Source organism: Dethiosulfovibrio peptidovorans DSM 11002, assembly GCF_000172975.1.
GTDB classification, from domain to species: domain Bacteria; phylum Synergistota; class Synergistia; order Synergistales; family Dethiosulfovibrionaceae; genus Dethiosulfovibrio; species Dethiosulfovibrio peptidovorans.
Genome location: NZ_ABTR02000001.1, coordinates 538,659 through 557,500, shown reverse-complemented (window position 1 = coordinate 557,500; position 18,842 = coordinate 538,659). Strand labels below are relative to the sequence as shown.

At 56.9% G+C, this 18,842-nt stretch carries 13 protein-coding genes and 2 rRNA genes (1 of these 15 only partly in view); 7 read left to right on the top strand and 8 right to left on the bottom strand.

Annotation, left to right across the window (positions count from 1 at the left end; translation table 11 throughout):
- Together DPEP_RS02830 and rrf are read left to right on the top strand one after the other, a co-directional pair.
- A 23S ribosomal RNA gene (locus DPEP_RS02830) occupies positions 1–2,348 on the top strand (it extends 629 nt beyond the left edge of the window).
- Positions 2,349–2,401: 53 nt separating this feature from the next.
- Positions 2,402–2,516: ribosomal RNA gene (rrf, locus tag DPEP_RS02825) — 5S ribosomal RNA — on the top strand.
- 75 nt (positions 2,517–2,591) lie between these two features.
- On the opposite strand, the gene DPEP_RS02820 is transcribed toward rrf, so the two are convergent.
- Genes DPEP_RS02820 through DPEP_RS02800 form a run of 5 tightly spaced genes read right to left on the bottom strand, consistent with a single transcriptional unit; the run spans position 2,592 to position 8,312 of the window.
- Positions 2,592–3,695: an ABC transporter permease gene (locus DPEP_RS02820; RefSeq protein WP_005659395.1), complete on the bottom strand. Its 1,104-nt coding sequence runs from the start codon at positions 3,693–3,695 to the stop codon at positions 2,592–2,594.
- Position 3,696: 1 nt separating this feature from the next.
- Entirely contained in the window at positions 3,697–4,803 is a 1,107-nt protein-coding gene (locus DPEP_RS02815; RefSeq protein ID WP_005659393.1) for an ABC transporter permease, read from the bottom strand.
- Positions 4,800–6,494, bottom strand: coding sequence for an ATP-binding cassette domain-containing protein (locus DPEP_RS02810; RefSeq protein ID WP_005659392.1), 1,695 nt, complete (start codon positions 6,492–6,494; stop codon positions 4,800–4,802). Before DPEP_RS02810 ends, DPEP_RS02815 begins: the two co-directional genes overlap by 4 nt.
- Complete coding sequence (locus tag DPEP_RS02805; protein ID WP_005659390.1) at positions 6,491–7,675, bottom strand: HlyD family secretion protein; 1,185 nt, start codon at positions 7,673–7,675, stop codon at positions 6,491–6,493. Before DPEP_RS02805 ends, DPEP_RS02810 begins: the two co-directional genes overlap by 4 nt.
- Positions 7,668–8,312, bottom strand: a complete 645-nt coding sequence (locus DPEP_RS02800; protein WP_005659388.1) for a TetR/AcrR family transcriptional regulator — start codon at positions 8,310–8,312, stop codon at positions 7,668–7,670. Before DPEP_RS02800 ends, DPEP_RS02805 begins: the two co-directional genes overlap by 8 nt.
- Before the next feature lie 253 nt (positions 8,313–8,565).
- Between DPEP_RS02800 and DPEP_RS02795 the strand changes: the two genes are divergently transcribed.
- The 5 genes from DPEP_RS02795 (at position 8,566) to DPEP_RS02775 (ending at position 15,810) form a co-directional block, all read left to right on the top strand.
- The gene (locus DPEP_RS02795) at positions 8,566–9,195 is read left to right on the top strand and encodes a TetR/AcrR family transcriptional regulator (protein WP_005659386.1); all 630 of its coding nucleotides are present in this window, start codon (positions 8,566–8,568) and stop codon (positions 9,193–9,195) included.
- A 34-nt stretch (positions 9,196–9,229) separates the two neighbouring features.
- On the top strand, positions 9,230–10,486 hold the full coding sequence (locus DPEP_RS02790) for an efflux RND transporter periplasmic adaptor subunit (protein WP_005659384.1): 1,257 nt from the start codon (positions 9,230–9,232) through the stop codon (positions 10,484–10,486).
- 3 nt (positions 10,487–10,489) lie between these two features.
- Entirely contained in the window at positions 10,490–13,639 is a 3,150-nt protein-coding gene (locus DPEP_RS02785) for an efflux RND transporter permease subunit (protein WP_005659383.1), read from the top strand.
- A 6-nt stretch (positions 13,640–13,645) separates the two neighbouring features.
- Positions 13,646–15,223: an efflux transporter outer membrane subunit gene (locus tag DPEP_RS02780; RefSeq protein WP_005659382.1), complete on the top strand. Its 1,578-nt coding sequence runs from the start codon at positions 13,646–13,648 to the stop codon at positions 15,221–15,223.
- A gap of 71 nt (positions 15,224–15,294) precedes the next feature.
- Entirely contained in the window at positions 15,295–15,810 is a 516-nt protein-coding gene (locus DPEP_RS02775) for a hypothetical protein (RefSeq protein ID WP_005659381.1), read from the top strand.
- Positions 15,811–15,860: 50 nt separating this feature from the next.
- Here the strand turns inward: DPEP_RS02775 and DPEP_RS02770 are convergent, their stop codons facing one another.
- Genes DPEP_RS02770 through DPEP_RS02760 form a run of 3 tightly spaced genes read right to left on the bottom strand, consistent with a single transcriptional unit; the run spans position 15,861 to position 18,834 of the window.
- Complete coding sequence (locus DPEP_RS02770) at positions 15,861–16,997, bottom strand: aldo/keto reductase (RefSeq protein ID WP_005659380.1); 1,137 nt, start codon at positions 16,995–16,997, stop codon at positions 15,861–15,863.
- A complete protein-coding gene (locus DPEP_RS02765; protein ID WP_005659379.1) occupies positions 16,994–17,464 on the bottom strand; it encodes a MarR family winged helix-turn-helix transcriptional regulator in 471 nt (156 codons plus the stop codon). Before DPEP_RS02765 ends, DPEP_RS02770 begins: the two co-directional genes overlap by 4 nt.
- Positions 17,461–18,834: an MATE family efflux transporter gene (locus tag DPEP_RS02760; RefSeq protein ID WP_005659377.1), complete on the bottom strand. Its 1,374-nt coding sequence runs from the start codon at positions 18,832–18,834 to the stop codon at positions 17,461–17,463. The genes DPEP_RS02765 and DPEP_RS02760 overlap by 4 nt, the downstream gene beginning before the upstream one ends.
- Positions 18,835–18,842 lie beyond the last annotated feature (8 nt).

Genomic DNA, 18,842 nt, shown 5'->3' with positions numbered 1-18,842 from the left:
ACGGTGTGCCTATTGAAAAATGAGCCTGCGAGATACTGCGTGTAGCAAGGTTAAGGGCTATAAGGTCCGCAGCCGAAGGGAAACCGAGTCTTAACAGGGCGCAAGTTTCACGTAGTAGACCCGAAGCCCGACGATCTAGCCATGGCCAGGTTGAAGTGAGGGTGAAACCTCATGGAGGACCGAACCAGTATCTGTTGAAAAAGATTTGGATGAGCTGTGGTTAGGAGTGAAAAGCTAATCGAGTTGGGTAATAGCTGGTTCTCCCCGAAATGCATTGAGGTGCAGCCTCAGGTATTTCGTCTCGGGGGTAGAGCACTGGATGGATGCGGGGGACTGGGGTCCTACCAAATTCAACTAAACTCCGAATACCGAGACGTGAAGCCTGGGAGTGAGACTACGGGTGATAAGGTCCGTGGTCGAAAGGGAAACAGCCCAGACCGTCGGCTAAGGTCCCAAAGACATGCTAAGTGTGGCAAGGATGTGGAGATGCCCAAACAGCCAGGAGGTTGGCTTAGAAGCAGCCATCCTTTAAAGAGTGCGTAATAGCTCACTGGTCGAGGATCTCTGCGCCGAAAATGTAGGGGGCTAAGCATGACACCGAAGCCACGGGATGTATGTAAATACATCGGTAGGGGAGCGTTGCCATTGGAGTGAAGCCGTATTGTAAAGTGCGGTGGACCGATGGGAAGTGAGAATGCAGGCATGAGTAACGACAAACAAGTGAGAATCTTGTTCACCGGAAGACCAAGGTTTCCTGGGGAAGGTTGATCCGCCCAGGGTTAGGCGGGACCTAAGGCGAGGCTGAGAAGCGTAGTCGATGGACAGCAGGTAGACATTCCTGCCCCGTTCTTGGACGTTATTACCGAAGTGGTGACGCAGGAGGCTAGGTGTAGCCGGCGGATGGAAGAGCCGGTCCAAGGGAGTAGGCAGGGTAGGCAGGAAAATCCACCTACCTGATAATGCTGAGACCTGAAGGGGAGTGCTTACGAGCGCGAAGACATTGACGCCACGCTGCCGAGAAAAGCCACTAGGGAGGAAGAGAACGCCCGTACCCGAAACCGACACAGGTGGTCTGGCTGAGAAGGCTAAGGTGAGTGGAATAACCATCGTTAAGGAACTCTGCAAGTTGACTCCGTAACTTCGGGAGAAGGAGTGCCACCCTGGTGAAGCTAATGCTGGTGGAGCTGAGGGTGGTCGCAGAAACCAGGCCCAAGCGACTGTTTACTAAAAACACAGGACTCTGCAGAAGGCGCAAGCCGACGTATAGGGTCTGACGCCTGCCCGGTGCTGGAAGGTTAAGGGGAGAGGTTAGTCTTCGGGCGAAGCTTTGAACCGAAGCCCCAGTAAACGGCGGCCGTAACTATAACGGTCCTAAGGTAGCGAAATTCCTTGTCGGGTAAGTTCCGACCTGCACGAATGGCGTAACGATTTGGGCGCTGTCTCGACGATGGATCCAGTGAAATTGTGGTACCGGTAAAGACACCGGTTACCCGTGGTGGGACGGAAAGACCCCGTGGAGCTTTACTGTAGCCTGGCATTGGGACTCGGCACATCATGTACAGGATAGGTGGGAGCCTGAGAAGCGAGTACGTCAGTATTCGTGGAGGCGTTGTTGGGATACCACCCTTGTTGTGTTAAGTTTCTAACCGCTGCTTCTGAATCGGAGAGCGGGACATTGTCAGGTGGGCAGTTTGACTGGGGCGGTCGCCTCCTAAAGAGTAACGGAGGCGCGCAAAGGTCATCTCAGGGCGAATGGAAAACGCCCGAAGAGCGTAAGGGTATAAGATGGCTTGACTGTGAGACAGACATGTCGAACAGAGACGAAAGTCGGTCCTAGTGATCCGGCGGTACCGAATGGAAGGGCCGTCGCTCATCGGATAAAAGCTACCCCGGGGATAACAGGCTGATCTCCCCCGAGAGTTCCCATCGACGGGGAGGTTTGGCACCTCGATGTCGGCTCGTCGCATCCTGGGGCTGAAGCAGGTCCCAAGGGTTGGTCTGTTCGCCCATTAAAGCGGTACGTGAGCTGGGTTTAGAACGTCGTGAGACAGTTCGGTCCCTATCCACCATGGGCGTAAGGTATTTGAGGAGAGCTGCTCCTAGTACGAGAGGACCGGAGTGGACGCACCGCTGGTGTACCAGTTGTGTCGCCAGATGCATAAGCTGGGTAGCTATGTGCGGAACGGATAACCGCTGAAGGCATCTAAGCGGGAAGCCGCCTCCAAGATGAGATACCTCACTGCGTAAGCAGGTAAGGCGTCCCGTAGACGACGGGGCAGATAGGCCGGAGGTGGAAGCGTGGCAACGCGTGGAGCTGACCGGTACTAATACGCCGAGGCCTTAACCTCTTTTTGTTTTCTTTGTTCCTTGTCAGGGAGCTTATATATAGTTTGGAAAGATTCTTGGTGGCTTTTGCGGAGGGGGTACACCCGGTCCCATGCCGAACCCGGCAGTTAAGCCCTCCAGCGCCGATGGTACTGCGATTCGCTTCGTGGGAGAGTAGGTCGCTGCCAAGAGTCTTTTCTCCTTTCTACGACCAGCCCCGACCATCCTTCGATGGTCGGGGCTGGTCGCGTTATGTCTGGTTTGTTCTATAGGGTTTTGTGGAATCCCTTGGCGGCGGCGGTCAGTGAGACCAGAGCCAGAGCGGTCTGGGCCGATACCTGAGGTATCAGGTCCGATAGACCCACTCCCTTGGAGAGGATGGCCTGCATAATCTCCAGATACCACCTTAGAGGGTTCAAAGCGGTGAGCCATTGGACCGGAAGGGGCATATTCCGGACAGGGAAGACGAATCCGCTTAGCAGTATGGCTGGCATGAGAAAGAAGAACGCAGTCAAGAGGGCCTGTTGCTGGGTGGTGGCGCTTACGCTTATCAGAAGGGCGCAACCCAGGTTCCCCGCTAGGAAAATCGCGGTGAGAGCGTAGAGCAGCGCCAGGCTTCCCTTAAAGGGCACGTCGAATACTACGAAGGCTATGGCGAGCATGGCTGTCATTATCAGATAGGCAATTGCCATGTAGGGAAGGGTCTTTCCCAGTATGAACTCGATCCCCCTTATGGGGGTTACCATTATCTGCTCTATCGTTCCGATCTCCTTTTCTCTGACGATCGAAACCCCAGCGACCAGTAGACTCTGTAGGGTCAACATCATGGCTATAAGCCCCGGAACGTAGTATCTTTCGCTGTCCAGGTTTGGGTTGAACCAGTTCCTCAGCCTGAGGTCCACCGCTTCGCCCATCGATCCCGGTGGAAGCAGCTCCTCGTTCAGCCTTCTTACCACCGCCGAGGCTGCGCTCAATATGGTTCCGGAGTCGAGGGAGTAGGTTCCGTCCAGCAGTATCTGGATGGAGGCTCCCCGCCTGGATAGGATATCCGCTTCGAATCCTCTGGGTATCCAGAGCGCTGCCCTGGTGTCTCCCCGGTCCATGAGGCTTTTCAGTTTCTCTGGAGAAGAGACGTACCACCCCATAGAGAAATGACGTCCCGCCACGAAGCTCCTGATAGCATTCCGTGAGGACGGCGTCCTGTCCAGGTCCAGCACCACCAGTTTTGCCTGACGGAGGTCGGTGGTCATGGCGAATGACATTACCAGCATCATCATCACCGGCATGGCGAACACAAGAAGCCTCATCCTTTTATCCCGTACTATCTGGAGCCCTTCCTTGACGAGCATCCTTTCGAGTCTCTTCCACATGTCAATCCACCTTCATCCTCATGGCCTTAGCCGTCAAAACGGCCATCAGAGTGCCGTACAGGGCGAGAAAGGCCAGGTCCAGCCACAACACGGAAAGGCCCACTCCCTTCAGGTATATTCCCCGAAGTATGGATATGAAATATCTTCCCGGGATTACGTAGGTCAACCACCTAAGCGGCATCGGCATATCAGCTATGGAGAATACGTAACCGCTCATAAGAAGTGTCGGCACGTAGCTTGCCATGACGGCCACCTGGCTTGCCAGAAGCTGGGACCTCAGTCTGGCGCTCTGTTGTAGTCCGAATAGGAGCGATCCTAGCAGGAAAACCGTACCGGCGGCAAAGAGCAGCGCCGGGTTGCCCCTGAGAGGTACCCCAAAGAGCCAACGTCCCGCTGCGACCGACAGGACTATGTCTCCCAGTCCTATGACCAAATAGGGGGCTATCTTGGCGGTAAGTAGCTCTCCCTTCCTGATCGGGGTGCTTATGAGCTGTTCCATGGTGCCTGTCTCCCACTCTTTCGCTATAGTGGTGCTGGCTAGAAGAGCCGCTATGACCACCATCACTATGGCTATCACCCCCGGGACCAGTGTCCAGGTACTCTCCATGGCCTCGTTGAACCAGCTTCGACTAACCAAGGAGATCGGAGCCCTGAAGGATGGGGCGAGTTTAGGGGAGAAAGCCATCGCCAGGGCCGACACGTAGCCCGACGCCATTCTGGCTGTCGTGGCGTCAGATCCGTCCACCACCGCCTGGAATCGGGAGGCTCGTCCGGACAGAACCGCCTCGGAGAAATCCGCCGGTATTGCCAGTCCCACCAGGGCATCTCCACGATCTATGGCCTTTTCCAGGTCCTTCAGGGTCTTTCCGTTAAGGACCACGTCGAAGTAGGGCGATCCGTCGAAGAGGGAGATGAGCTCCCTGCTTTGGGGGCTGCCGTCGCCGTCCCATACCACCGTGGGGACGTCCTTAAGGTCCATCTTCAGGGCGTAGCCGAACAGTAGTATCAGTATCACCGGCATGGCCACGGCCAGAGCGAGGCTTCTGGGGTCCCGGACGAGGTGTATGAACTCCTTTTTTATCAGTGCGGACAGCCTCTGGAGGTTCAACTTTTCTCGCCTCCCTCCACCAGCTCTACGAAGGCATCCTCCATGGAGGACGTGTCTGTACGTTTTTTCAGCTCTCCCGGGGTACCCAGAGCTATCATGTCTCCCCGAAAGATCATGGCCAGACGGTTGCAGTATTCCGCCTCCTCCATGTAGTGGGTTGTGACGAACACCGTTATCCCTCTATCGCTCATGTCGTTTATGAGCTCCCAGAAGGTCCGTCGGCTAACCGGGTCCACCCCGCTGGTGGGCTCGTCGAGAAACACTATCGGAGGTTCGTGAAGCACGGCGCAGGCCAGAGCCAGTTTCTGTCTCCATCCCCCGGTGAGGGATCCTGCAATGTCGCCTCTCCTGCGAGAGAGGTCGGCCATGTCGAGGGCCCATTCCTTTCTCTCCTTCAGTCTGGAGTCGTCCAGGCCGTAGATTCCGCCGTAGAAGTTCAGGTTCTCCTCCACGGTCAGATCCTCGTAGAGGGAGAATTTCTGGCTCATGTAGCCGATCCTCCACTTGACCGACTCGGGATCCTTCCCGACGTCCACTTCGGCCACCACCGCCCGTCCCGAGCTGGGGGAAAGCAGGCCGCAGAGCATCCTTATAGTGGTGCTCTTGCCAGCTCCGTTGGGGCCGAGAAAGCCGAAAATCTCCCCCTGGAATACCTCGAAGGACAGGTCGTTTACGGCGGTGAAGTCGCCGAAGGTCTTGGTGAGGTTATTAGCCGTTACCGCCGTCCCGTCTTCGAAGGGGGGTATTTCTCCCGGAGGTGCCATCGCCCTCTCCCCTCGGGGCTCGGAGACCACCGACACGAAGACGTCCTCCAGCGACGGAATCGTCTCCTCCACCGTACCGTGAGGTATAGAGGCCGTTCGCAGGATGGCCTCTATCTCCGAGGAAGCGACGTCGTCGGGACACTCCAGGTGGATCGAATCACCGAAGGGGGTGGAGTGCCAGCCATCCCTGGTCCTAAAGGCCTCTGCCGCTTTTCTCGGTGCCCTGGTGGTGAAGGAGTACAGTCTGCCCGACATGAGGGACCTTACCTGCTCCAGGGTTCCCTGTCCGAGAAATCTCCCTTTGTCCATTAGGGCGATCCTGTGACATCGCTCCGCCTCGTCCATGTAGGCCGTGGTTACCACCGTGGCGACCCCTCGGTCCGACAGGCCGAATAGCATTCGCCAGAAATCCCGTCGACTTACCGGATCCACCCCGTTGGTCGGCTCGTCCAGGAGGAGTACCTTCGGGGTGTGGATCAGGGCGCAGACCAGCTGAAGCTTCTGCTTCATCCCTCCGGACAGGGCACCCGCCCGCCTCTTCTTGAAGGGGTCCATGTAGCTGAAGCGAAGGAGCTCGTCCACCCTTTCGGATCTACCTTTTTTGGGTAGGCCGTATAGGTCGGCGTAGAGGTCGACGTTTTCCTCCACCGTCAGGTCCGGATAGAGGCCGAACCTCTGGCTCATGTAGGCTATTCTATCCTTGACTCGGTCCGGTTCCTCCGACACGTCAAGGCCGTCGATCATGGCGGAGCCTCCTGTTCCGTCCAGCACGGTGGCCAGTATTCGAAGCACCGTGGTCTTTCCGGCTCCGTCCGGGCCGACTATGCCGAAAATCTCCCCTGGGTCTACAGAGAAGGACAGGTGAGCCACCGCTTGGAGGCTCCCGAAAGATCTCTCCAGGTCATGGACATCGACGAGGGCGGTCATCTCGGAGTTATCCTCACCGTGACTGGCATGCCTATCTTTAGAACTCCGTCGTCGTTATCGACCCGGACCTTTATGCGGTACATCAGGTTGACCCGTTCTTTTCTGGTCTCCACCGTTTTGGGAGTGAACTCCGCCTGGGAGGATATGTATGTCACCTTCCCCTCGATCCCGCGGTCCAGTCCGTCTATCTCCACCAAGGCGCTCTGACCGAGGGCTATGTGGGGCAGGTCGGTCTCCATTACGAAGCACCTTATCCATGGTCGGTCCAGCCTGGCGAGGGAGAAGGCCGGTGTTCCGGGAGAGACGTTCTCCCCCTCTTCCGAGGCCTTCACCAGCACCGTTCCGTCGAAGGGAGCCCTCAGCTCGGCGTATTCCAATTTCAGAGCGGCCATGTCGGTCTTGGCCTTAGAGGCTCTCAGCCTGGCTCTGGCCTGGGCCTTTACTTCCTCTCTCGGTCCTGCCGTTACGAGGTCGTAGCGGGCCTGGGCTCCCTGAAGGGCGGCGTAGGCCTGTTGAACGTCCTCTCTGCGACTTCCCTCCTTCAAAAGACTCAGCTGTTGGGAGGCGGCCGACACCGATGCTCTCGCTTCGTGGAGTTTTTCCTGAGCGTTGCGATATGCCGTCCTGTAGGATTCGTACTCTCTCTGGCCTATGGACCCCGATTTATAGAGGCTTTTGAACCTTTCGTCGTCTGCCTTGGCCATCTCTAAAGTAGCCTCGGCGGATCGTCTGGCGGCGACGGCCTGGTTCAGCCTGGCCTGGGCCTCGGCTATCAGCTGGACCCTGGAGCCTCCCTCCATCTCGGCCAAGGCCGCCTTGGCCTTCTGGACGTCGGCGCTGGCAGCGGCTATTTCCTCCGGGCGGCTGCCTTTCTCCAGCTCCTCCAAGTTCGCCGCCGCCATGATCTGTTCTCCTATGGCAGTCTCCAGCGCCAGCTTCAGATCTTCGGTGTCCAGCTTTGCCAGGACCTCCCCTTTTTTTACCCGGTCTCCCTCATCGGTGTAGACGGTCTTTACATATCCTCCTACACGAAAGCTGAGGGTCGACGTAGTGGCCTCCACCGTTCCGGAAAGGGAGAGGGCCCCGTTCCCGTTTTTTCCCAGGGTCCAGGACGCAGCTGCCGCCATCGTCAGGGCCGCTGCTACCGCGGCGATACCTATAAAAGCTTTCTTTTTATCCATCGATCTTTCCTCCCTCTCGAATCGCCTTTATTCCCGCCAGGGCGAAGGTCGCGGTGTGGCGGGCGAGGGTGTCCATGTCTATCTCCTTGGCCTCTCCGGCCAGGCCGATGGCCTTTATGGTGTCGCCGAAAAATATCATGTAGAAGCACTGGCTCACCGAGCTCATGACGCAAAGCAGCACCTGACGTCTCGTGGCACTGTCTCCCAAAAGCTCCGCCACGGTGGACATGACTATGTCCCTTTGGGGGTAGATGTGTTTGACCATGAGTTCCGTCATTATCGGCGAGGGATGCAGCAGCTCCCGTGAAAGAAGGGCTATTCTCCCCTCGTTGCCGTGGATTTGAGCCTCTCCGACGAGCCGGTTGACGTAGGCCCTCAGGAAAAAGGCCAGCCTTTCCTCGGCGGAGTGGTCTCCCGGCGGCACAACCGGATGTCGCTCTATGATGGTGGTGAGTATGTCCTCCAGGAGGGCTCGGTAGAGCATCTCCTTGCTCCCGAAGTGGTAGTTTACCGACGCCAGGTTCACCTCGGCCAGGGAACATATCTCCCTGATCGTGGCCTCGTTGTAACTTTTCTCGCCGAAGACCATTCCTGCTGCGTCGAGGATCTTCTGCTTAGTGGCCTTTATCTCTGTCATGTCGGGTCTCCTTTTTAAACATACGTTTAAATCATTTGTTTTATTCTATGACCCTGACGGTTGTTCGTCAACGGAGGACTCAGGTGTCGGCTTTTTTGTTTGCTAAGCTAACTTGCCGCTCAGTAAGTCGAGCGGTTTTTCGGTAAGACCGTCGTTGACAAAGAGCAGCCAATCGATTAGACTCTCTTACCTATGATGACCGTCGGTCAAAATAAAAACCGTTGGTCATGGATATGATGGGGAGGTGTAGGCCATGGCGAGGCTTTCCGCCAAGAAGAAGGCCGTGTTGGAGAGGATGACCAGAGATTCTCTCATCTCGGCGGTTGAGAAGCTCCTTCAGGAAGATGGTTGGAAAGGTACCACCATGGATCGGATAGCCAAGGAGGCCGGTGTCTCCAAGGGTACGGTCTACAACTACTTCAAGGACAAGAGGGATATCCTTTTTTCCGTGATGGAGAGGAACACCGAGGAGATAAGGGAGTTCGTTCGATCCGTCGACCTGGGCAAGTCCGATCCTGTCGAATTGTTGAGGAAAATAGTGGACAAGACCTTCATGGACCTCTACGAGAAGAGAAAGCTGATCTCCGCCACGGTCCAGGCCTATTACGAGGACAAGGATCTGCGTAGAAATATAGACCCCGATCAGGCCTGTCACGAGGATCACCCTATGAGAGAGGTCAGAAAGGTCATTGCCGAGGTCATAGCCATGGGGGTGAAGTCCGGAGTGTTTCGACCTATCGAGCCCGCCATGGCCGAGGCTGCCATAAACGCCATGACCATGGGGGTAGCCAAGCAGTTTGCAGCGGGGATGGTGAGTTTCCCCGGAGAGGTTTACGTGTATACCGTCAGAGACCTGGTCATAAGGGGTCTGTTGGCGGATTGAATTTTTCGAGTTCGAAGGGTAGGTGCTTTTATACATGGGTAACGTAGGCAGAAGGGGTTCGGCGAAGGTGGTTTTGCTGATCCTGATATTGGGAGCGGCGGCTTTCTTCGGAAGGGAGTACTTCGTCGGAAAGGCGCAGGACGAGGCCAGGGCTCAGGCTCAAGCGGTCGAACAGGCCAAGCCTCAGGCTCCCGTGGTGGTGCTCCACGTGGTTCGAAAGGCCGATTTGGCCGTCCCCAGGGAGTATATCGGCAGGGTGGAGCCCATACAGTCGGTGTCCATAAGGCCCCAGATAAGCGGCGAGATAGCCGAGGTTCACTTCCAGGAAGGTTCTATGGTGAAGGAGGGCGACCTTCTTTTCTCCATAGACGACAGACGGTTCAGGACTACCGTCTCTCTCAGGAAGGCCGAGCTCGCCAAGGCGGAGGCCAACTACGACAGGGCCTCCAAGTATCTGAAGAGACTCAAGGCCGCCGATCCCAGGAGCGTCTCGGCGTCGGACATAGATATGGCTCAGAGCGATCTTCTCCAGGCTAAGGCCCAGGTACAGCAGGCCAAGGCGTCTCTGTCTCTGGCTCAGATAGACCTGAGCTACACCAAGATAAGGGCCCCTATAACAGGAAAGGTGGGAGAGGCGTTCTATACCAAGGGTAACTACGTCACCCCGGCGGGGTCTACGACCCTGACCAAGATAGTGCAGATGGATCCCATAAGGGTTTCCTTCGCACTGTCGGACAGGGAATATCTGGATCAGTTGGATTCCTTCAAAAACCGGGATCAGTCGGTGTTCGACGCGACCATAAAGTTGGCCAACGGAGAGGTCTACCCCAAAAAAGGCGAGAGGGACTTCGAGGATAACGTCATGGATAAGGGTACCGGCACCATAATGGTCAGCCTGAGGTTCGAGAACGATGGGGGAGCCCTCGTTCCCGGCTCTATGGTCAGGGTAGAGGCCAGGCCCTCCAAGTCCAAGGTGGTTCCGGTCATACCTCAGGAATCCGTCATGGCCGATGGCCAGGGAGATTTCGTCTACGTCGTCGACGAGGCCAATAAGGTGGACAGGAGGGGAGTAGTATTGGGGGATTCCATAGGTAAAAACTGCGAGGTTCTCTCCGGTCTCGAGGGCGGCGAGAGGATAGTGTTCCGAGGGATTCAGTCGGTCAGGCCCGGTGTGGTCGTCTCTCCTATTCAGGAGGAGACCGGCGGGGATAAATCGCCGGCGGAGTTGGCCCAGGCGTCCGATTACGATCTCAAGCCGATCGTGTCGGGCGACGGGGAGATAGACGGTTAAACCATGTTCTCAAAATTTTTCATAGAACGTCCCCGTTTCGCCATGGTCATAGCGGTGGTACTGGCCCTGGCCGGAGGAATAGCGGCTCTGAACCTGCCGGTCAAGCAGTATCCCGACATCGCTCCTCCCCAGATAAGTGTCGAGGCCATGTATCCAGGCGCAGATGCCGAGACCCTGGCCAACACCGTCGGGATTCCTCTGGAGGAGGCCATAAACGGCGTGGACGACATGATCTACATGAACTCCACCTCCAGCAACACCGGACGCTATTCTCTGACCATAACCTTCAAGACCGGAACCGACACGGATATGGCTTTGGTTAAGGTCCAAAACAGGGTTCAGCAGGCCGAGCCTCTGTTGCCCGGCGAGGTCACGGCCCGAGGCATAACCACCGAGTCCAGGTTTTCCGACGTGTTGGGCTTCGTTGCCCTCATCTCACCGAACGGGACGAGAGACTCTACCTTCATGACTGACTACGCCCAGAACAACGTCAGCAACGCTCTCAAGAGGGTTCCAGGGCTCGGGGACGTCCAGGTAATGGGAGCCAAGTACAGCATAAGGGTGTGGCTGGATCCGGACAGGCTGGCCTCTATGGGACTCAGCACCTCCGACGTGGCCGGAGCCATCTCCAGCCAGAACAGACAGGCTTCTCTCGGATCGATCGGGGCTGCCCCGGGCGATGGAAGCAACTCTCTGGTCTACACCTTGACCACCAAGGGGCGGCTCGGCAGCGTGAGAGACTTCGAGAACGTCGTCATAAGGACCACCGAGGACGGCGCTATGGTCAAGCTGAAGGACGTGGCTAGGATAGAGCTGGGCTCAGAGGACTACACCTTCCACGCCGGGTTGAACGGCGCTCCTGTGGCCATGATGCTGCTGTCCCAGGCGTCCGATTCCAACGCTCTGGATGCTATGAGGGCAACGGAGAAGGCCCTGAAGGATCTTTCCAAGACTCTGCCGTCTGACATGGAGTTCGTTATAGGATACGACTCCACCGAGTACGTCAAGGAGACCATCCACGAGATCCTATTCACCCTGGCGCTGACCTTCTCCCTGGTGGTCTTGGTGTGTTACGTGTTCCTTCAGGACTGGAGGGTCACCCTGGTGCCGGTCATGGCGATTCCCATATCGCTTCTGGCGACCTTCATAGGATTGATGACGCTGGGCTTCAGCATAAACATACTGACCTTGTTCGCCTTCGTTTTGGTAATAGGGACCGTCGTGGACGACGCTATAATAGTGGTCGAAAGGGTTCTCTACGTCATGGAAAGGGACGGAGTGGGCTCCGTGGAGGCCACCGTTCAGGCCATGAAGGACGTCACAGGGCCTATGACGGCGACCACACTGGTCTTTTTGGCCATATTCGTTCCTGTGGCATTCATGGGAGGAATGACGGGAGAAATCTACCGTCAGTTCGCGGTCACGGTGTCCTTCTCGGTCGTGTTCTCCCTGGTGGTGGCTTTGACCTTGAGCCCAGCCATGTGCGCCCATATGCTTCACGGCATAAAGCCAAAGACCAGAGGACCTCTGGCCTGGTTCAACCGGATGGTCTCAAAGGCCTCCCGGGGTTACGTGGCCGGGTCTCTGTGGATAGCCAGAAGGACTCTCGTCACGTTGGGACTGCTGGCATTGGTCATGGCCGTGGCGGTAGGGATCATGAGAATAACCCCCACCGCCTTCGTCCCGGACGAGGACCAGGGGGCGGCCTTCGCGGTGGTCCAGCTTCCCGAGGGAGCCACCCAGGAGAGGACCGATGCGGTCATGGAAAAACTGGTGCCCCAGCTGGAGAGGATTCCGGGGGTCAAGTTCGTCATGAACGTAGTGGGATTCAGCCTGCTGGGAGACTCGGGAGAGAATGTGGCGTCTCTTATAATAAACCTGGATACCTGGTCCGAGAGAAAAACCGCTGAGACAGGACTGAACGCCATAGTGGAAAACGTGAAGGCCATAGCCGCATCGATCCCCGAGGCCAGGGTGAACGTCTTCACCCCTCCGGCTATACAGGGCTTGGGAATGGCTGGAGGGCTGGACGTCAGACTACAGTCCACGGTGGACAACGATCCTCAGAGGCTCGCCCAGGTAACCGGCGAATTCCTAATGAAGCTTAACAGGGCTCCTGAGTTCATGTACGGTTTCAGCACCTACACTGCAGACACTCCCCACCTGTTTCTGGACATAGATAGGGAGAAGGCCGAGATGCTCGGGGTGCCGTTGGACAACGCCTTCAGCACCCTTCAGACCTATTTCGGAACGGCCTATGTCAACGACATAAACATAGGCACGACGGTAAACAAGGTCATATTACAGTCCGACTGGCCTTACAGGAACGAGAGGTCCAACGTAGGCAATATCTTCGTGAACAACAGGATGGGAGAAAGGGTTCCGGTGGACAGTTTCATGAAGCTCCATAAGACCCTGGCCCCAAGGGCCGTAAGCCGTTACAATCTGTTCCCTACGGCGTCTGTGATGGCCTTCACAGCCCCGGGTTTTTCGTCGGGAAACGGCATAGAGGTGGTCGAGAGGCTGGCCTCGGAGCTTCCCGAGGGCTATAAGGTGGACTACTCCGGCATGACCTATCAGGAGAGGGAGTCCAGTGGTCAGACGGTCATGATAATAGCAATAGCGGTATTGTTCGGGTATCTGTTCCTGGTGGCCCAGTACGAGAGCTGGTCCGTTCCCCTGGGAGTTATCCTTTCTCTGCCGGTAGCTCTGCTCGGCGCGTTGGTCGGTATATTCGTGATGAAGCTGTCTCTCAGCATATATGCCCAGCTTGGCATACTGTTGCTTGTGGGGCTGTCGGCCAAGAACGCCATACTCATAGTGGAGTTCGCCAAGGAACAGCACGACGAGAAGGGACTACCCGTGATAGATGCGGTGGGTATCGCGGCGTCCGAGCGGTTTAGATCGGTCATGATGACCGCCTTCACCTGCGTTATAGGCATTCTGCCCATGCTTTTTGCCACAGGAGCCGGGGCCGGTAGCCGTCTTCACGTCGGTACGACAATGTTCTTCGGCATGAGCATAGCCTCGACCTTCGGCATCTTTCTGATCCCTGGTCTCTACGTTTTCCTTCAGACCTACAGGGAGAGGATAAAGGGTGCCATAGGTAGAATGGTGATGGGCCACGGACAAAAGACAGAGGAAAAGGGGTAGTCGCTTTTGAGAAAATTTATCGCCGCTTTAGCGGTTTTCGTGGCACTGACTGCGGTGATGCCCGTTATCGCTTTCGCCGCTGAGGAGCCTGCGTCTAAGGATATTAATCTGGAGCTGGGGGACTGGCGGAAGATGGCGAAACGGTATCCCATGCCCTATTTCGCCGCTTTGGATACCCCGGACGCTCCGGCCCCGGAGGTGTTGGCAAACTGGTGGAATTCCCTCGGCGACGAGACCCTGACGAGGCTCATATTGGCCTCTCTGGAGAACAACAGGGACATGGCCTCGGCTCGGTCCAGCTTCGCCGAGGCGAGAGCCGCTCTGGGAATAAGCAAGGCAGCCCTTCTGCCCTGGTTGGACAGCGCCGGATCCTTCACCAACATGAAGACCGGAGAGAACGCCAGTCTGACTGGCTCCCAGGTAGGGCCCATAGACCTCTACAAGCTGGGTATAGACGCATCATGGGAGATAGATCTCTTCGGCGGTCAGGCCCTTAAGATAAAGGCCAGCGCCGCAGACCTTCAGGCCAGATACGGGGCTCTGCACAACTCATGGGTGAGTCTCTCCTCCGAGGTGGCTCTCAACTATATATCCTTGAGGACCCTTCAGAAAAGGCTGATGGTAGCAGAGAAGAACCTGGGGCTTCAGAACGCCACATTGGAGCTGCTGCAGTCGCAGTACGATTCGGGACTGGCCGACGAGCTTGCCCTCAGTCAGGCCAAGTACACCATGGAGCAGACCCGGTCGTCCATCCCTCCAATAAAGACAGGGATAGAGGAGGCTATGAACAGGCTGGCCATACTGGTCGGTCAGGTTCCCGGGAGTCTGGCGGAGGAGCTTTTCGACTACGAAGAACTTCCCGATCCCGAGAAGATAGATCTCGTCGGCATTCCCGCCGATTTCATCCGTCAGCGTCCGGATATCTACATGGCCGAGAGACAGCTGGCCGCCCAGATAGCTAGAAAGGACGCTTCCAGGAAGGACTTCCTGCCGAAATTTAGCCTGTTCGGCTCTATCGGACTAGAGTCCTACAGCTCCGCCGGGGGGCTTTCCGTGTCGGACGGAGGGGTGTACTCCATAGGCCCCAAGATTTCCTGGCCCATCTTCCACGGGGGGGCTATCAGGAAGAACATAAAGGTGCAGACCGAGAAACAGAAACAGGCTCTGGCAAACTACGAGCAGACCGTATTGAACGCTGTAGCCGAGGTGCGAAACGCCCTCACCGCCGAGACCCAGGAAAGGCTCAGAAACGAGTCCCTAGGCAGAGGAGTCGAGTCCGCCGCCTCCGCCATGGCAGTGGCGGAGGACCAATACGTAAACGGCCTCACCGACTTCAACAACGTCATAATAGCTCAGAGGGCGCTGCTGGATCTGGAAGAACAGCTGGCCGTCAGCGAAGGCGAGATGCTGTCGAACCTGGTGAGGATCTTCAAGGCCCTAGGAGGAGGCTGGGCTCCTATGTCGGAGTACGGCCCGGTGCAGGCTCGGGCTCTGAAGAAGGACGAGCCGAAGGGCATAGAGCTGAGCGACGAGAGCCAGGCCTACCTGGACAAGATAAGGAAGGAGCTCGAGGGCTCCGATTAGAGCGAGGTCGGGGCCAGAACAATTAACAAGCTCCGGTTCTGTGATACAGTGGTTGATATGGAGGTGATAGAATGAGAAATATCTGGACGATATGCGCGGCTTTGGTCCTTTGCGCCTTGGTGACCCGATCGGAGGCGATCGAGTCTCCCTCTATGTCGTGGGGAAACTGGGTCTTTCTGGAGGGCGATAGCTATAGAGAGTTTTTCTCTCCCGTGCCTGTGAAGGGCGTGCGGTTTTTCTCCGACCCCGATGGAAACTGTTTTCTTACGGCGGTGGTTCCCGACGCATCTTTGGAGACCATCCCCCGGCCCGATTGGTTCTCCTCCGACGGCATAGGAGAGGCCCCCGGCAAGCCCGGAGGCGATTCCATGTCGTGGGGAAGATGGGCACTGGTCGACAAAAAAGGCTATAGAGAGTTCTATCCCCCCGGTCCCAAGGCTAAGGGTGTCCGTTGGTTCGCCGATCCGGAGGGAAAATGCTTCAGACAGTCGGTGGTTCCCGATCCTGTGATGACCCCAATCGATCTTCCCGAATGGTTCTCCTCGGAGAACATGGGAACGCCCCCCAGGGGATTCGGTAAGAGATGAAAAAAGAGAAGAGGCCGTATCGGTTCGAACCGATACGGCCTCTTCTCGCTCTAGTTTTCATTTTCCAGAAGCTGGACCACTTCCTTGAGGGCCTTCCTTATCGGGATGTTCTGAGGGCAGGCGGTCTCGCACTTTCCGCACTCCACGCACTGGGACGCCTTGCCTCCGTCCTTGGTTAACACTCCGTAGAACTGTTTGGCTCCCGCCAGGTCGTCCAGCATGGTGACCTTGTTGTACTGGGCGAAACACTCGGGAATCTTCACCCCGGCGGGGCAGGGCATGCAGTAACGGCATCCGGTGCAGTTCACGGCCATACGGTCCATGTATATCCGAGCCGCTTTATCCACCGCGGTTCTCTCCGTCTCGGTAAGGTTTCCGGGGTAGCCCTGTTCGGCGGCCTCGAGGTTGTCCTCGACCTGCTCCATGGAGCTCATTCCGCTGAGGACCACCGACACCTCCGGTTGGTCCCATAGCCATCGAAGTCCCCATTGGGCGGGAGATCTGCCGGGGGCGTTCTCCCTCCATATCTTAGCCACGTCTTCCGGAACCGTCCTGACCAGGGCTCCTCCTCTGAGGGGTTCCATAACTATTACCCCGAGCCCCTTTTCCGCGGCAGCCTTAAGACCTTTTTCTCCCGCCTGGTAGTTGCGGTCTATGAAGTTGTACTGTATCTGGCATAAGTCCCAGTCGTAGGCGTTCAGTATGGCGTCGAACAGGTCCGGGCCGTCGTGGAATGAGAAACCGGCGTTCTTGATCTTGCCCGCTCTTTTGGCTCGGTCCAGAAATTCCCCTACCTTAAGCGACTCGGCGTGTCTCCACCGCGCCTTGTTCAGGGCGTGGACAAGGTAGTAGTCTATATGGCCAGTCTCCAGTCTCTCCAGCTGGCGGTCCAGAAAGTCGTCCATGTCCTCCGGTTTCTCCGCCAGCCAGACCGGGAGCTTGGTGGCCAGGAAAACCTTCTCCCTGTAGCCGTCTTTTAGCGCTTTGGCCAGGTACAGCTCTCCGTCTCCGTCGTGGTAGGGCCAGGCTGTGTCCACATAGTTTATCCCGCCGTCGATTCCCCGGCGGATCACCCTGACCGCCTCGTCGGTGTCAACTTTCCCGTTTTCTCCCATCGGGAGCCTCATACAGCCGAATCCCAGTGCGGACAGTTCATCGCCGGTCTTGGGCATCTTACGGTATTTCATTCGGAAATCTCCCCTTCCGTTTTTTTCTTCCATCCTCTTTCCCTGAAGGCCACGGCGTTTTTGGCCATTCTCTCCATTGTCCTCGCCGTCGTCTCCAGATCCCCTTCGTCTATTCCCTCCGATATGGCCTCGTTCCACCGATCCATGGCGGAGATCTTCTTTTCCACTAGGGCCTTCCCCTTAGAGGTCAGCCCCAGACGGAGTATCCGTCGGTCCGATCTATCCCTCTCTCTGGTTATCAGTCCCTTGTCCTCCATCCCCGCCAGTGTCCTGGCCAGTGCTCCCTTGTCCATCTCCAGCTTCTCTCGCAGTTCCTCCTGAGAGGGGAGGTCTCGGTCCATCGAGTTCAGGCAGAACAGCGCCCCGAACTCGCCGCAGCCTATTTCCTCCGGCGAGATAGCCGTCGACATGTAAGAGTGGGAGAGCCTGTGGATTATGGAGATCCACCGTCCCATAGAGTTCTTCATAAGGTAGATAGAACCTCCTTTTTAAGCTGCCTCATCTCCTTCCTCAGAGGAAGCAGGGTTATGCCAGCCGCTATCGCATCGGCCAGGGGAAAGGAGAGAAGCACTCCGGTCAGTCCCATGAACCGAGGGAGGATCGCCAGAAGGGGCAGAAAAACCAGTACGTGCCTTGTCATGGAAAGCCAGAAGGCCGGTTTGCCCTTACCCAGGGCCTGAAATGCGGTGGCCCCTATCCTGTGTATCGCCACGAGGCTCGTTCCTGCCACTATGGTAGGCAGAGATACCACCCCGGCGGCTATGAGATCGGGGTCGTTGGTAAAAAGGGAGAACACCCTCTCTGGCAGGAAGAATAGCAGCAGGAAGAAGAACACGCAGCCTCCGGTTCCCCATATGATGGACAGCTTTATGGAGGACCGGACCCGGTCGAACAGTCCCGCACCGTAGTTGTATCCCGCCAGAGGCTGCATTCCCAGGGCGACCCCGTTGACCGCCATGTAGACTATTGACATGACCCTGTTGATTACACCGTAGGCTGCGACGTAGTAGGGGCCACCGTATATTCCCATGGCGTTGTTGACCGATGCCATGACCAGACTGGTTCCGGCCATTCTGACGAAAGCCGAGACCCCTATGGAGGAAATCTCGGAGACTATATCCCTGTCGACTCTCAACCTCCTAGGAGAGAGCTTTATCACCTTGTGAGGGGAGACGGTGAAGTGGGAGACCAGCCATATCACCACCAAGAGTTTGGAAATCAGCGTTCCCCATGCGGCTCCGGCTACTCCCATATGGAAGTGGAAGATGAACAACCAGTCCAGAAAAACGTTGGCCAGACCGGATATGACCATGGATAACATGGCTACGTTGGCGTTCCCCTCGGACCGGACCACCGCATTGGACGACATCGCCAGCAGGGTCAAGGGACAGCTCAGGAGTATTATCCCCAGGTATTCCAGAGCGTAGGGCTTTATCTCCTCGCTGGCTCCGAACAGGGTCACCACAGCCTCGGCGGATGCCTTGCCCAGCAGCGTAGCTGCTATACCCAGGATAAGGGCCAAGGCCACCACGTTCCCCAGAGCTCGGGAGGCCAGCTCCCTGTCATGTCGTCCCAGGGCCCTGGAGACCAGAGACGCTCCGCCCATGCCGATAGCTCCCCCCATGGCGCCCATCAACATCTGAAATGGAAGGCATATGGTAGTTCCTCCGAGGGCCAGGGTCCCTACTCCCTTGCCTATGAAGGCCGCGTCCACCATGTTGTACGATGCCTGGACGACCATCCCCGTTATGGTAGGAAGCGACAGCTTCCAGAGTATCGCTCCTACCGGATAGCTCCCCATCATCTCCGCCTTTTTCCCCTTAGGAACTTTCGCCATCTAACTAT

What these genes read in the sequence shown, in the direction of transcription:
- DPEP_RS02800 (WP_005659388.1), bottom strand. Translation starts at nt 8,312, where the DNA reads ATGACAGAGATAAAGGCCACTAAGCAGAAGATCCTCGACGCAGCAGGA.
- DPEP_RS02770 (WP_005659380.1), bottom strand. Translation starts at nt 16,997, where the DNA reads ATGAAATACCGTAAGATGCCCAAGACCGGCGATGAACTGTCCGCACTG.
- DPEP_RS02790 (WP_005659384.1), top strand. Translation starts at nt 9,230, where the DNA reads ATGGGTAACGTAGGCAGAAGGGGTTCGGCGAAGGTGGTTTTGCTGATC.
- DPEP_RS02795 (WP_005659386.1), top strand. Translation starts at nt 8,566, where the DNA reads ATGGCGAGGCTTTCCGCCAAGAAGAAGGCCGTGTTGGAGAGGATGACC.
- DPEP_RS02775 (WP_005659381.1), top strand. Translation starts at nt 15,295, where the DNA reads ATGAGAAATATCTGGACGATATGCGCGGCTTTGGTCCTTTGCGCCTTG.
- DPEP_RS02805 (WP_005659390.1), bottom strand. Translation starts at nt 7,675, where the DNA reads ATGGATAAAAAGAAAGCTTTTATAGGTATCGCCGCGGTAGCAGCGGCC.
- DPEP_RS02820 (WP_005659395.1), bottom strand. Translation starts at nt 3,695, where the DNA reads ATGTGGAAGAGACTCGAAAGGATGCTCGTCAAGGAAGGGCTCCAGATA.
- DPEP_RS02785 (WP_005659383.1), top strand. Translation starts at nt 10,490, where the DNA reads ATGTTCTCAAAATTTTTCATAGAACGTCCCCGTTTCGCCATGGTCATA.
- DPEP_RS02765 (WP_005659379.1), bottom strand. Translation starts at nt 17,464, where the DNA reads ATGAAGAACTCTATGGGACGGTGGATCTCCATAATCCACAGGCTCTCC.
- DPEP_RS02810 (WP_005659392.1), bottom strand. Translation starts at nt 6,494, where the DNA reads ATGACCGCCCTCGTCGATGTCCATGACCTGGAGAGATCTTTCGGGAGC.
- DPEP_RS02760 (WP_005659377.1), bottom strand. Translation starts at nt 18,834, where the DNA reads ATGGCGAAAGTTCCTAAGGGGAAAAAGGCGGAGATGATGGGGAGCTAT.